At 44.8% G+C, this 12,321-nt stretch carries 14 protein-coding genes and 1 tRNA gene; 5 read left to right on the top strand and 10 right to left on the bottom strand.

Features of this window, described 5'->3' with window-relative positions:
• The first annotated feature begins 166 nt into the window (after positions 1–166).
• Positions 167–604, top strand: coding sequence for a hypothetical protein (locus QJS83_RS10770; RefSeq protein WP_284604719.1), 438 nt, complete (start codon positions 167–169; stop codon positions 602–604).
• Between the two features lie 93 nt (positions 605–697).
• On the opposite strand, the gene QJS83_RS10765 is transcribed toward QJS83_RS10770, so the two are convergent.
• Positions 698–1,396: a hypothetical protein gene (locus tag QJS83_RS10765; protein WP_284604718.1), complete on the bottom strand. Its 699-nt coding sequence runs from the start codon at positions 1,394–1,396 to the stop codon at positions 698–700.
• A gap of 17 nt (positions 1,397–1,413) precedes the next feature.
• Entirely contained in the window at positions 1,414–1,959 is a 546-nt protein-coding gene (locus QJS83_RS10760; RefSeq protein ID WP_284604716.1) for a hypothetical protein, read from the bottom strand.
• 713 nt (positions 1,960–2,672) lie between these two features.
• Here QJS83_RS10760 and QJS83_RS10755 point away from each other — a divergent pair.
• Both QJS83_RS10755 and QJS83_RS10750 read left to right on the top strand, forming a co-directional pair.
• Positions 2,673–2,969, top strand: coding sequence for a hypothetical protein (locus QJS83_RS10755; protein WP_284604715.1), 297 nt, complete (start codon positions 2,673–2,675; stop codon positions 2,967–2,969).
• A 95-nt stretch (positions 2,970–3,064) separates the two neighbouring features.
• Complete coding sequence (locus tag QJS83_RS10750) at positions 3,065–4,063, top strand: carbohydrate-binding protein (protein WP_284604714.1); 999 nt, start codon at positions 3,065–3,067, stop codon at positions 4,061–4,063.
• Between the two features lie 7 nt (positions 4,064–4,070).
• Here the strand turns inward: QJS83_RS10750 and QJS83_RS10745 are convergent, their stop codons facing one another.
• Together QJS83_RS10745 and QJS83_RS10740 are read right to left on the bottom strand one after the other, a co-directional pair.
• A complete protein-coding gene (locus QJS83_RS10745; protein ID WP_284604713.1) occupies positions 4,071–4,583 on the bottom strand; it encodes a hypothetical protein in 513 nt (170 codons plus the stop codon).
• Positions 4,584–4,643: 60 nt separating this feature from the next.
• A complete protein-coding gene (locus tag QJS83_RS10740; RefSeq protein ID WP_284604711.1) occupies positions 4,644–4,793 on the bottom strand; it encodes a hypothetical protein in 150 nt (49 codons plus the stop codon).
• A gap of 65 nt (positions 4,794–4,858) precedes the next feature.
• Here QJS83_RS10740 and QJS83_RS10735 point away from each other — a divergent pair.
• Positions 4,859–4,934: transfer RNA gene (locus QJS83_RS10735), tRNA-Gly, on the top strand.
• Between the two features lie 107 nt (positions 4,935–5,041).
• Here QJS83_RS10735 and QJS83_RS10730 read toward each other — a convergent pair.
• From QJS83_RS10730 to QJS83_RS10705, 6 genes are all read right to left on the bottom strand, one after another.
• The gene (locus tag QJS83_RS10730) at positions 5,042–6,118 is read right to left on the bottom strand and encodes an ABC transporter permease (protein WP_284604710.1); all 1,077 of its coding nucleotides are present in this window, start codon (positions 6,116–6,118) and stop codon (positions 5,042–5,044) included.
• A complete protein-coding gene (locus tag QJS83_RS10725) occupies positions 6,115–7,224 on the bottom strand; it encodes an ABC transporter permease (protein WP_284604709.1) in 1,110 nt (369 codons plus the stop codon). The genes QJS83_RS10730 and QJS83_RS10725 overlap by 4 nt, the downstream gene beginning before the upstream one ends.
• The gene (locus tag QJS83_RS10720) at positions 7,221–7,961 is read right to left on the bottom strand and encodes an ABC transporter ATP-binding protein (protein WP_284604707.1); all 741 of its coding nucleotides are present in this window, start codon (positions 7,959–7,961) and stop codon (positions 7,221–7,223) included. Before QJS83_RS10720 ends, QJS83_RS10725 begins: the two co-directional genes overlap by 4 nt.
• Complete coding sequence (locus QJS83_RS10715; RefSeq protein ID WP_284604706.1) at positions 7,958–8,695, bottom strand: ABC transporter ATP-binding protein; 738 nt, start codon at positions 8,693–8,695, stop codon at positions 7,958–7,960. Before QJS83_RS10715 ends, QJS83_RS10720 begins: the two co-directional genes overlap by 4 nt.
• Position 8,696: 1 nt before the next feature.
• Positions 8,697–9,428: an efflux RND transporter periplasmic adaptor subunit gene (locus QJS83_RS10710; protein WP_284604705.1), complete on the bottom strand. Its 732-nt coding sequence runs from the start codon at positions 9,426–9,428 to the stop codon at positions 8,697–8,699.
• Between the two features lie 136 nt (positions 9,429–9,564).
• A complete protein-coding gene (locus QJS83_RS10705) occupies positions 9,565–10,455 on the bottom strand; it encodes a hypothetical protein (RefSeq protein ID WP_284604704.1) in 891 nt (296 codons plus the stop codon).
• Positions 10,456–10,630: 175 nt separating this feature from the next.
• Here QJS83_RS10705 and QJS83_RS10700 point away from each other — a divergent pair, with 175 nt between their 5' ends.
• Positions 10,631–12,292 (top strand): HAMP domain-containing methyl-accepting chemotaxis protein, encoded by a 1,662-nt coding sequence (locus QJS83_RS10700; RefSeq protein ID WP_284604702.1) that lies wholly within the window; start codon positions 10,631–10,633, stop codon positions 12,290–12,292.
• Positions 12,293–12,321 lie beyond the last annotated feature (29 nt).

The raw sequence follows: 12,321 nt of genomic DNA, 5'->3' as shown, positions 1-12,321 counted from the left end.
ATCGCGCGTCTAATGCGCTCGCCAGCGCACGTCTTTTTTTGTCTCCCTCGAGAGAACGCCTTCTTTATCTGAGTTTAAACACGAGACTATTTTCTACTTTCCCGGCATGAGGGTTGCAAAATCGAATTTCGTGACGTGCTAACTTAACAAAAGAAAGGATCTATATATGATCACAAAAATCATCGTTTCGACGGCGTTATTATTGGGAGCTTTCCAAGCGCAAGCCTTGGTGATTGAATCAGAACAGATCAATAATCCCGCGACACTTCAGGTGGTTCAAAGTGAAAGGGATGTCTGGTCAGCCCCTAGCGGACGAACGCACTCAGGTGACTTTTATCGAGATGCCAAAGGAAATGTTCGAGTCAGATTGGATTTGCGGCCAGCGTCTAGAGCAGGTTGTGAGATTGTTACTTACAACTCTTTCGGCGCCGTAGTTACCGTCGAGGAATTCAGCGATTGTATGGGTATCGAGCAAGCGCTCAGCACCGCAGGAAAGAATACGCCTGTGACAATCACAATTGATCGCGCATCGAAAAAAATAAAGTCCATCAAAACGACCGTCGATTACCTTTCGGCTGTCGAGACTACTGTTAATGAAGGTTGATAAGAATTTAACTCTCTCTAGTTTCCAAAGCGGAAAATGCTTTGGAAACTAGAGAGACGAAACAATGGTTACGAGCCTTACGAGCGATTCGCCTTATTGCGAAAGCATATCTCCTGAGGCCGACTGCTTTGTATGCGCGGCTTTCGCCATAACATCTTTATAGTAGATGCGCTTCATATTATGGAAAACTTTTTGCTCAAGTTCTTCCAGTGAGTCATGAATAGTCAAACGCCAATCAGCAGTTGCCAATTTGTTCAAAGGCCAAGCCTTCAAAACAAGAATATTCTGGCCTTTTCCTAAGACGGTATGTACCTCTAGAAAGTGACGAACAGGATGTTTCTTATCCTTATAACTAGACAAATCAGAAAACTCTTCGTGGATAAATAGTTTATCTGTGATCTGTCTATATCCGAGAACACGTAATTTTGAAGATATTTCCCCCACAGATAAATCATTTAAATTATAAAAACGATATTTCACTCTAGAAAATCGATACTCATCACTTATTCTTAAAAGTGGAAGAAACGAAACAATCAGGCCAAATACCAAAACAGCAAGAAAAATAGGACATAGTATCTTAACCTCGCCCCAACTCATTGAAGCGCCCCGATATAGCCATAAGAAGAAAATCGCAACTGTAGCAAAAATAAAAATACCACTGCCCGCAACAAAAAAAGATAAAATTTGTCTAGGCTTATTAATCATTGCTTCCCCGTCACACGTCACATTCCATCCTAGTTTTCTTAAAAATAAAATAAGCAACGTTGTCGGCAGCTGCATATCGTCGGGCATCAACTGTCTGTACTATTTTATCCCTTCGCAAGGCTTTCATCGCCCACATTAGCTTTTTTCATAAAAATATTTAATAAATCAAAAAGAGTATCAGCATTTGACTTATGTAAAAAGAAAAAAGGAGTAAGGAAAACAGACATAACGGCATTACCTTCATCAATGGCCTTATATACGGACTTTTCATTATGGAAAACCTCTACCTCATACTTCGTCTTGGCAACGATAGGAATTATTCCAAGACTCAAAATAAAATAGTCTCCTCGTACTCTCTCTTGCCACTCTCTCAAAACTATCAAATACTTATCTTCCGCTGCACAATTCTCAACCATATACGGATATCTTCTACGAATTTTATCCTGAATTTTCTTTTTGGTGTCGTTACGAGTTTTTGAAGTGACCAAAGAAGAATCTTGTCCTATTAATATTTCTCCTTCCGTAAAACAGATCGATAGAGGCTTAACATCTGCGTAAAAATATTCCGAATTGGCAGATCGGAAGTAATGCGCACAACCACTTTGGATAGTCATAATGATTATGAGTATGTTAATAGTATCAATTTTCATAAATTATTCTCTTTAGCATAGCGACTCGTCCTTGCCAAATAAAGCAATCAATGGCCATACTGAGGCGTCGTTCTTATTCTAAAATCAGCGTCTTCCTGCGGAAACTCCTGTCCAGAATTCACGCTAAGACCTCCGAAATATCCAAACGGTTCACTAATGAATTTCGAAGCGGCTTTTGTAAATCCAATATCATAAAAGAGACTTGCACCAAGCTTGGCGGTGGAGAAAACATCTTGAATCCAGCTTCCCGTGACCCAATTCAAAACTCGTCAGAAAACGATCAAACTGCATAAGATAGGGAAACGCTACATTTGGTATGTGTGATTTTAATTGAAGAGTACACAGGGGAAATACCTTAAACTAGTTTCTGTAAGCTTCGTTTAAAGATCGAATATAACAGAACACATACCAGAAGATTTAAAGGCATGTACTTCATATTGTTTTTTACAGCCACCATAACGATTGTTGAAGTCATGCAAAAAAGAAAACTGATCAACGAAATAACAGCTATATACTTCAGCTTTACAGCAGCTATAGGTCTTTCAACATAGTCTCGAGTTCCCGCTTTTGGAATATTCACATGCCTTTTTTCTCTAGAAGATGACCTAAGAAGTTTTCTGTAATACAAAATCACAAGACAAACTACTAGGCCCACCCCTAATCCTTTAGAAAGAGGAGGAGCCGCAGTAACAACAAAATAGTAAATAATGTAAATGGAACCACACAAAACGATGGCTCCTTCTAAATACTCTAAAACAGAGATTATCTTACGAAGCGACATCTTATTTTTCCTCTTTTCCGGTAAAAAGGAAATCAAGCCGCAATTTTATGTTTCTTGCGCACATAATATGAAACCCCAAATGCCACTGAAAATAGAAGAAAACAAACTGCTAATTTGCGCCCACTTAAGCTTTCGAGAGAGCCTGGCGGCAGAAGTGCAATCACTAAAAATAGCCTTAAGTAGTCCTTTTTTTGTCTGCATTTTCTCCTGGTCTCTCGCAATTCTTTAAAGACAAATTCTACCTTTAAAGAATAAACAAAAGAGGATAAACTGCAAACATTTATTAGTTTAAATAACAACTATGTGCCATATTCGAGGTCGGCAGTGAATTATTTGAAAAACATATTTATATTGATAGTGCTCAGTCTTTTTTCTGTGGGCTCGTCCGCTGTGGAGAATGTTGTTGTACCGGATGCAGTAATTTCTAAATATATGTCCAGCCGATTCAAAACTGATCCAAATGGTCGAACAAGAAGCCATGAGAATATCTACACCGAAACTATTGTTGATAAATTTGCCGGAAAAATTTCTTCCTCTATCGCAGTCATTATGTATCGGACCCCCGAGGAAGAGTGTGAACTCATTTCTTTAAAATATGAAAAAGGAAGCTTCATCAAGGCGGGAGCTACCCAGTTGAAGAATTCGAATACAACGCGTGGATGCAGCCGTCTTGATGTGAGTGATCTCAACCTCGATGGCAAGCCAGAACTGGTTGTTAACACTACAAGTGGAAGAGAGGATGGCCCACCTGCTTTCTTTAAATTCGACGGTGTAAAGCTAGTTGATATTACTCCGCTTGCAAATAGAGATGGAGTCACGGCAACCGCGTTCCGAGAAGTCTCAGTTTCGGATAAGCCTATCAAGGGCGGCCTCATTATCTTTGACTATGACAAGTACAATCCTGAAGCTCCACGAAAAATGTATCAATTCGTTAATGGCGACATTAAGCTCATCGGGACTTTTAATTACATCAGTATGATTCCGAAAACTACGAGCCTGATTTCAAAACCGACAGTACCGACTGAAGGCACTTATATTCTTACGATGAAGAACGTCTCCAATCACAATCGTGCCGTGCGTGGCGAGGTCATTGTAAACGGCAGCGTCGTATTGAAGCCGCAAGACTTCTGTAAAGCACCTCCTCCAAAAACTCCAGATAAGGGCACAGACGATATGGACGATAAAAACGAAGACAGGCTTAAACGCTGCCTCCAGAAGGGGGATGTCTATGCCGTGGTTAACCTAAAAAAGACCAACGAAGTAAAATTTAAAATCTATGGTCGCGGAGACTCGCTAGTACAATTTACTCTCAATAAAAAGTAAAACACTGTTACTCCTCACACGTATCAGGCCCTGGGCCTCCGGTGATTGGCATGGGGTCGGGTTTGTTGGAGGTTTTTTTCAGAGTGATCTCGAAGGCGTCGTAATGAGGGTTTTTATATTCGGAGCGGGTTTGTAGAGTGAGGATGAATTTATCTTCGTGTGTGCGACGGAGGATAAATGTCTCGTAGTATTTGTAGCCCTCGCGGATAAAAGAGGCGAAGCCGCTGCCTTGCTCGACGTAGCGGGATTTTTGCCAGTCCTCGGTGTTCTCAGGAAGCCCGAAAGAGCGGACGTTGTAATAGCCTTCCACACACTTTGCGAAATACAGAGCGGTTCCAAAAGAGTTCGGTAAGACGGTCATCGTTTTGAAGTCACAGAGGCGTTCTTGAAACGAAGGATTGGGGCTCAGGTTTTCGCAACTGAGGATTTGATAGTTGCCCTGCACGTTTTTAAAAACATGCCCCGAAGCCGGAAGCCCCACAGACAAAAAGAAAATCGTAAAAAACCAATGCCATCTCATAGACTCCCCTTTTTTTGAGAACCTTTATGGTTTGAGATGGAGGCAGAGTCATGTTGCTAATTATTTAGAATTCATAAGAGCCGGAGGAGGCGTCTGCGGAGGGGGATTTTGCTTACGAGCGCCCCAAACATAGCCCACGAAATAGGCAGCACAGCCTATAAGAGCGAAAATCATCCATTTTTTGATGCGTCCGTACAATATTGTCTTCATTTTTTTGATTTTTACCCGTTGACAATAAGGACTGGCAACTGTAATTTTGGTTTCTCTTTGAGAGCGCGGGAGTAGCTCAGTTGATAGAGCGTCGCCTTGCCAAGGCGAAGGTCGCGGGTTTGAGCCCCGTCTCCCGCTCCAAATTTTCACTTTGCAAATATAGCAAAGCTCATTAAAAACCGCCCCTTCTGGCGGTTTTTTTATTTGTTCTCCACCCTAAGATCCATCGCAATTCAAAAATCCACCCCTCAAGTCAAAGTCGTCTTAAATCTGCGCCAGCTTGCTGTTATCGCCAACGTCGCCATCGCGGCAAGAATGAGGACGTTCACCGCGATGAGGCGCAGGTCGCCGCCTTTAAGCATTATGTTGCGCAAGAGTTCGATGAAGTACGTCAAGGGATTGAGGTAAGAAAAAATCCGCAGCGCCCACGGCATATTCTCAACGGGAAAAACCAACCCGGAAAGCAGAACCGAGGGAAAAAGATAAAGAAAACCTCCCATCATCGACTGCTGCTGATTCTTCGCGACCGTTGAGATAAAAAGACCAATACCGACTGTGCAGCAAACAAAGACAAAGGACGCAATAAGAAGCATCCACAGACTGCCTCGCAAGGGCATTCCAAATAAGACCATCGCCACACCGACGATCAAAGGAATATTGCTCATCCCCAGAAGAACAAAAGGAATGGTCTTACCAAGAATCACCTCTTCAGGCGTGACGGGTGCTGCGATCAAAGTTTCAAAGGTGCCGAGTTCTTTTTCTTTCGCAATCGACATGCCTGTGAGAAGAATTGTGATCAAACACACAAGAAGACTCATCACACCCGGCACCAAAAACAAAGACGTGCGCAAAGCGGGATTGTAAAGCACCCGAACGTCAAACTCGATCGGGGCTTTTTGCGGATAAAGGATTCGCACGATGTTTTGAAAATATCTTTCTATACTTTGTGCGCGGGTGACATTCGTGGCGTTAATAAGTAATTGCACGTGTCCCTCTTTTCGTCCGAGGCTTTTATCAAAGCCCTCTTCTGGTGCCACCAAAACGGCGTCGGCCTCCCCTTTTTGAATTTGCTCAAATGGATCTGCCACCGATACCTTCGCCGGAATAAACCAGCCGGATGCCAGTGCTTTACGATGAAGCTCCTGCAAAGGCTGATCGCTGACCGCGCCAAAGACACTCAGACGAATATTTTTAGCTTCGGTTGAAAGAGCCGTGCCAAAGATCGTCAATTGCACGCAAGGTGCGACAAACAAAAGAAATCGCATGCGCGGATCGCGCAGAGTCTGCAAAAATTCTTTGCGGATAAAGCCCAAAAGAGTTTTCATGGCTCGACGTCCTTTTTAAATTTCTTTGTCGCCAAAAAGATCATCAAAATAAAAAGCCCGCATTGGATCAAAAATGTTGGGAGGATCTGCGAAAATAAAGATCCTTGTAAGAACAACTCCCGACTGATTTTAATAAACCACCGTGCGGGAAGAATCATCGTCGCGTAATAAAAAAACTTCGGCATGTGTTCGATAGGGAAAATAAATCCTGAAAGAAGAATTGTCGGCAGCAAACCCGAAAGCATCGCGAGTTGCATGCTGAGCTGTTGCTTGCGAGTGACAACTGAAATCAACAGCCCTTGCGCTAAATAAGTGCTCAGGAAAATTAGACAAGAAACCATGTACACGAAAAAATTCCCGCGAAAGGGCACCTCAAACACCAGTTGCGACATCAAAAAAACAAATAAAACCGCGACCACGCCCATGATGGAATAAGGTAGAAGTTTACCCAGAATAATTTCAATCGGACGAACCGGTGTCGCCAGCAAAAGCTCCATCGAGCCATTTTCCCACTCCCGGGCGACAGTCAAGGCTGTCAGTAGAATCGATAAAATGGCGATGATCGCCGCAGCAAGCCCCGGCACCACAAACCAGCGACTGTTCAATTCGGGATTAAAAAGAAAACGGGTTTTAATATCGACCGGCGGAGTAAAAACACCGAAGTTGTTTTCGTTGATCTTCCTCTGAATTCCTCCTAAATATCCCACGATAGATCCGGCCGAAGAGTTGTCAGAACCGTCTATAAGTATTTGCACTGAGTTTTCCGCAAACGGGCGAAGGTCCCGACTGAATGTCGGCGGAATGATAAGAGCCGCGTGGGCCTCGCCTTCATCCAAAGATTGAATGGCATGCGCGGGACTCCAGACGGGTTTTGAAATGAAATAACCGGAACTGGAAAAACTTCTTTCAAGCTCCCATGAGTTTTGTGTTTTATCCCCCATGTAAACAGCGAGTTTGATCCGCTCCATATTGAATTCGATAGCGAAACCGAAAAAGAGCACCATAATCACCGGCATTCCCAACGCCAGCGCCAAAGTGAAAGGATCGCGTACGATATGAAAAACTTCTTTCTTGGCGATGGCAATTATCGAGCGTCCCCTTATCATGTGCCCTCCACTTGATGGATAAAGACATCTTCCAGGGACACGTCATGCGGATCTTTATCAGGAAAGCTCGCCTGTTTTAAACCTCGCGGAGAATCCAAAGCGATCAACTCCCCCGAGCGCATTAAAGCAATTTGTTCGCACATCTCGGCTTCGTCCATGTAATGAGTCGTCACGAAGACTGTTTTCCCCTCCCCGGCTAATTCTTTAATGAGCGCCCAAAAGCGCTGACGATAAGCGGGACTCACGCCGGCCGTAGGTTCATCGAGAAAAATCAATTCGGGATCATGCAAAACCGCGGCGACCAAACTTACTTGCTGCTTCACTCCTCCTGGCAGATCGCGCACCAAAGAGTTTTCATTGCCGCGAAAACGGATGAACTCAAGAAGTTTGTTTTTTTGTTCTTTAAATTTTCTTTCGTCCAACTTACGCAAGGAGGACGCAAATCCCAGATTCTCGCGCACACTCATATCGTCATACAGAGTGAACTTCTGCGACATATAGCCCACCCGTCTTTTCACCTCGAAAGAATCTTTTTGGACATCTAATCCGCAAACCCAGGTTTTTCCGTGCGTGGGCACAAGGAGTCCGCACAGCACACGAATCGTCGTGGTCTTGCCGGCTCCGTTAGCTCCTAAGAAACCAAAGATAGAGCCCTGTTCAACTGAAAACGTGATGTTGTTCACAGCATAATAGTCGCCAAACTTGACAGACAACTCTTGCACGTCGACGACCTTCATACCGACTCCAAAGAAGAGTCATATTGCAGAAATACCTGATCGAAGTTTTTACTTTTTCTTTCTTGAAGAATGTCTTGCGGAGGTCCCTCTAAAAGCATTTTTCCATCAAACAGAAGATGCACTTCTTCGCACTTAAGCGCTTCATCCATGTACGACGTCGTTACCAGAATCGTGATGTCTTCATGACCGCGAAGCTCGTAAAGAAGTTCCCAAAAATCGCGGCGACTCAAGGGATCGACACCATTCGTCGGCTCATCTAAAAGCAAAACACGCGGTGAAGAGAGCAAAGCGCAGGTCAGTCCGAGTTTTTTATACATGCCTCCGGAAAGTTGCGATGCCAGACGGTCAACAAAGGATTCTAAGCGCGCCATTTCCAAAAGTTTTTTTCTGCGCTCCATATACTCGCTATCGGGAAGTTTATAGAGCGTTCGAAAAAACTCGAGATGCTCATGAATACTCAATTCAGGATAGAGGCTTTGGGTTTGCGGCATGTAGGCCACGGATTCGCGGATATCGACAAAATTCAGGGTTTGACCGTCGTCTGTAAAAACAATCTTGCCTTCATCCGGCTTAAGAAGTCCCATGAGATGCCGCAAGAACGTGGTTTTACCCGCACCTTCGGGTCCGATAATGCCATGGATTTTATGAGCGGCAAAACTCATAGAGAGTCCCTTCAGAGCTTGCGTCTGTCTGAGTTTTTTAAAGACGTTTTCAGCTCGGAGGGAGATTCCCACCTTACTCCCCTTTCCACTCGAGAGTCATACCGGGCTTCAGAACACCTTCGGGATTTTGAAAATACACTTTCACCGCGTAAACCAAGCGCGTGCGCTCATCGCGTGTTTGCACGTTCTTCGGCGTAAACTCCGCTTCAGGATTGATATAAGAAATCACACCCTCAAAAGTCTTGTCGTCCATTTCCGGCAAAGTCGCCTGCACCTTTTGCCTCAACTTCAGCGGCGCGATTTCGTCGTGCGGGAGATAAAAATACGCGTAGACCTCTTCCAGATCGCCCATCGTCAAGAGCTTAGATCCTGGATTGACCATCTCCCCCGGTTCGAAATACGTCGTCAGAATCGTGCCCTTCAGCGGTGCTTTGATATCACACCAGCTGACACGCAATTCGGCTTCGGCTTTTTGATTTTGCACGCGATCGTAAGCTTCTCGCGGAATACCGCCTGCATTCATCAAGCGAGACGAGCGCGAATAATTTTTCTTTAAAAGGTCATAAGCCAGACGGATGTCTTCACAGGCAAGCTTCACCAGGTCTTGCCCCTTGGCCACGACCTGTCCCTCTTTCACAGGAAACTCATTAATGACAGAAGTCACCCGCGCAGGAATATCCACTTTCGTGACTTCAACGGTCCCCGCGTAAGAAAAATCGTTGCGAAAAAGAAAGACCTTTACAAGATAAGCCGCAAGCAGCAGCACGACGAGAATGACAAGAGGAAGAATTTTCTTCTTAGACATCCCTCAAGAGTAACAGGGCTTTTCCACGAGGATAAATCATCCTCGTCTCGAATGAGGAAAAACATACGGCTTCGAAAAAGAAAAAGCCGGAGGTTTTTCTCCGGCTTTTAGCAGATTTTAATTTATCTCCCGAAAATTACTTTGGAGGAGCAAACCAGCAACGAGGACGAGCGCCCACAGCGTCGCGCGGTGTGTAGCAAGAACCCGCTTTGTAATCAGAGTTGCTGACAGCTTCAGATTCTTTAGCTACGCAGAGCATGCCCGCGAAGTAAGTATCCAAACGGCATTGAGTCTCTGGATGTTGATCGTTGGTGCGAGAAACTTGTCTCTTATCTGGAGTACCGAAGTTAGGTGCTGTTGTTTCTTTACGCAAAGATTGGAAAAGATTTGCAACAGATTGGCCCGCCAAAGAAGTACGCAAGCAGATCAAACGATCTTTTTCATCAGAAAACTGCGCTTCACAACCCGCCACAGCAACTGGGTCCAAATCAAGATCTTTCAAGATTGCAGCGTTGTCGTCTTCAGCAAAGAAACGGCGAAGACATTTCAATGTTGCGAAATAGTCCGAACCACCTTCGTTTGTAGCCCAAGCTCCGCCCCACCAGCTGTTGATTTTTGGAGCACCACCATTGTGGTGACCGAACTCATGACAAGCTACCAAAGCAAAACCTTCGATGTTTGTCGCCTGGTGACGAGCCAAACCACCGTACATGTTCAAAACTTGCGTGTTGCCTGATCTTTGAGCAGAAGCATTCACTGTAGGATCATTCCACAAGCGGTTGATACGCAATGTATCGCCAGCTCTTTCTACGTCTGCCTTATAAATTCTTTCGAGACGGTCCAAAACGTCGTTGAATTGTTGTTCAGTGATCCCGCCCACAGTGAAAAGCCCGACTGGGATTTTCATATCATTCTCTGGTAGGAACCCTGCGCAAAGTGTCTTTTCTGATGCCGTATTGTGCGTAAAACCTAACGTCGCAACCAATGCAACGCCCGCCAACGCACGACTTAATGTCGTTTTTGTCATGACTTCCCCCTCCTTGAGTCTAGACGCAGAAAAAATCGTATCAACATGATGCGGACAAACTCAAACAAATATCCATAAGATGGAGCATCACATCATTTAATTAAAGATCCGCAATATATACGACGATTAGACCATTACCTCTTGGTTTCACTTCTGGATCGTAAAAGGAGTCATAATGTCATCTTCCTTGTCTTGGTTTCGTGGTCTTCGCGGAAAACTTTTGTTTTCTGCCGTTATTCCTCTGGCGGCGTTTGCCATTCTTACCGGAATTTCTGTGCGTTCGATGAATACCATTGGTGGTATGTTGGAAAATGCCTATACGAATGTCATTCCAAACATGGACTCATTGGGGCAGATCGGTATGCAAAGAGCGCGCGTCGGTTATTTCATGTGGGCGGCATTAGCACTCACGGATAACGAAAAAGGACGTAACAACTTTATCGCGAAAGCCGAAGATGCTTGGGAGGATTTTAAGGTCGCGCAAGAGATCTATGAAAAGTCCCCTAGCACTCCTGAAACAGACAAAATCTACGAAAAGACCAAAGCTCATAAGGCGGAATTTCACAAACTCACTGAAAGCATGATTGCCGCCCTTAAGGAGAACACACCGGAAGCGAATCAAAGAGTCATGACCGCGATGAACGGCGGCGAGTGGCACATTCTCGCGCTGGAAGTTCAAAAAGCCACCACCGACACGATGGCTTATTATCAAAAGCTTTCTCGTGAAGGTGATGAACTCCAAAAACAACATCGCCGTTTCGAAACTCAGTTGCTTATTATTATTGCTGCATTCTGTTCGTTGGCGATCTTCGCTATCTTGATGTTTATTGCTTACCGCGTTTCTAAATCTGTAAGCTCCATTGCCTCTAATTTAACAGATGCGGGCCATCAGGTTTCCGCAGCTATCGTACAATTGACTTCCGCAGGACAAACACTTTCGCATTCTTCAACAGAGTCTGCGGCTTCTTTGGAAGAAACCGTAGCGTCTCTTGAGGAGATGTCCTCGATGGTAAAAATGAATTCAGACAATGCCAAGCAAGCAGCGGCTTTGTCCCAGTCATCGAAAGAATCGGCAGAGCAAGGACAAACAGAGATCCAACATCTTATTTCGTCTATGCATGAAATTTCCAAGTCGTCTAAGAAGATTGAAGAGATTATCAGCGTGATTGATGATATCGCCTTCCAGACCAATCTTTTGGCTTTGAACGCTTCTGTCGAGGCCGCGCGCGCCGGCGAACATGGAAAGGGATTTGCTGTGGTGGCCGAAGCCGTTCGCGCTCTTGCGCAGCGCTCTGCCGTGGCAGCTAAAGATATCAACGGACTCATTAAAGACAGCGTGGATAAAGTAGGAAAAGGCTCTGAGATCGCCGATAAATCCGGAGAGGTTCTTTTCAAGATCGTGAGCTCCGTGAAAAAAGTGTCAGACTTAAACAATGAAATCGCAGCGGCTAGCTCAGAACAAACAACAGGCCTTCAGCAAATCAACAAAGCAATGAATCAATTGGATCAAGGCGCGCAGGCGAATGCTGCGTCCTCAGAAGAAATTGCGGCCTCGGCGGAAGAAATCAATGCCCAAGCTTTACAAATGAAGAACCTCGTCAATGTCCTTAATTCCACAGTCTTAGGCAGTTCTGAAAGCTCCCCTGAAGCCGGCGAAACGAAGAAAAAACCTGAACTTTCTCAGAAAGTCGTTCCTTTCCAAGCGAAGAAAACGGCTAAGCCTGCCGCGAGCCACCCTGCTGTAAAAAAGGCACACAGCAGCAGCGCGTCTTCTGTAATCCCATTTGATGAAGATGAAGACGGCCGAGGCAAAGTAGGAACTACCGACGGCTTTTAATCCATTTGCCCCCCTTAGAACCATACGCT

This window comes from Bdellovibrio sp. 22V, assembly GCF_030169785.1.
GTDB lineage: Bacteria > Bdellovibrionota > Bdellovibrionia > Bdellovibrionales > Bdellovibrionaceae > Bdellovibrio.
The sequence above is the reverse complement of the archived record's forward strand: the minus strand, read 5'-3'. Positions and strand labels throughout refer to the sequence as shown.

Bases quoted from the DNA above. Each gene is read 5' to 3' on its own strand.
- QJS83_RS10770 (WP_284604719.1), top strand. From the start codon at position 167: ATGATCACAAAAATCATCGTTTCGACGGCGTTATTATTGGGAGCTTTC.
- QJS83_RS10745 (WP_284604713.1), bottom strand. From the start codon at position 4,583: ATGAGATGGCATTGGTTTTTTACGATTTTCTTTTTGTCTGTGGGGCTT.
- QJS83_RS10710 (WP_284604705.1), bottom strand. From the start codon at position 9,428: ATGTCTAAGAAGAAAATTCTTCCTCTTGTCATTCTCGTCGTGCTGCTG.
- QJS83_RS10740 (WP_284604711.1), bottom strand. From the start codon at position 4,793: ATGAAGACAATATTGTACGGACGCATCAAAAAATGGATGATTTTCGCT.
- QJS83_RS10705 (WP_284604704.1), bottom strand. From the start codon at position 10,455: ATGACAAAAACGACATTAAGTCGTGCGTTGGCGGGCGTTGCATTGGTT.
- QJS83_RS10760 (WP_284604716.1), bottom strand. From the start codon at position 1,959: ATGAAAATTGATACTATTAACATACTCATAATCATTATGACTATCCAA.
- QJS83_RS10765 (WP_284604718.1), bottom strand. From the start codon at position 1,396: ATGCCCGACGATATGCAGCTGCCGACAACGTTGCTTATTTTATTTTTA.
- QJS83_RS10730 (WP_284604710.1), bottom strand. From the start codon at position 6,118: ATGAAAACTCTTTTGGGCTTTATCCGCAAAGAATTTTTGCAGACTCTG.
- QJS83_RS10700 (WP_284604702.1), top strand. From the start codon at position 10,631: ATGTCATCTTCCTTGTCTTGGTTTCGTGGTCTTCGCGGAAAACTTTTG.
- QJS83_RS10725 (WP_284604709.1), bottom strand. From the start codon at position 7,224: ATGATAAGGGGACGCTCGATAATTGCCATCGCCAAGAAAGAAGTTTTT.
- QJS83_RS10720 (WP_284604707.1), bottom strand. From the start codon at position 7,961: ATGAAGGTCGTCGACGTGCAAGAGTTGTCTGTCAAGTTTGGCGACTAT.
- QJS83_RS10755 (WP_284604715.1), top strand. From the start codon at position 2,673: ATGGAACCACACAAAACGATGGCTCCTTCTAAATACTCTAAAACAGAG.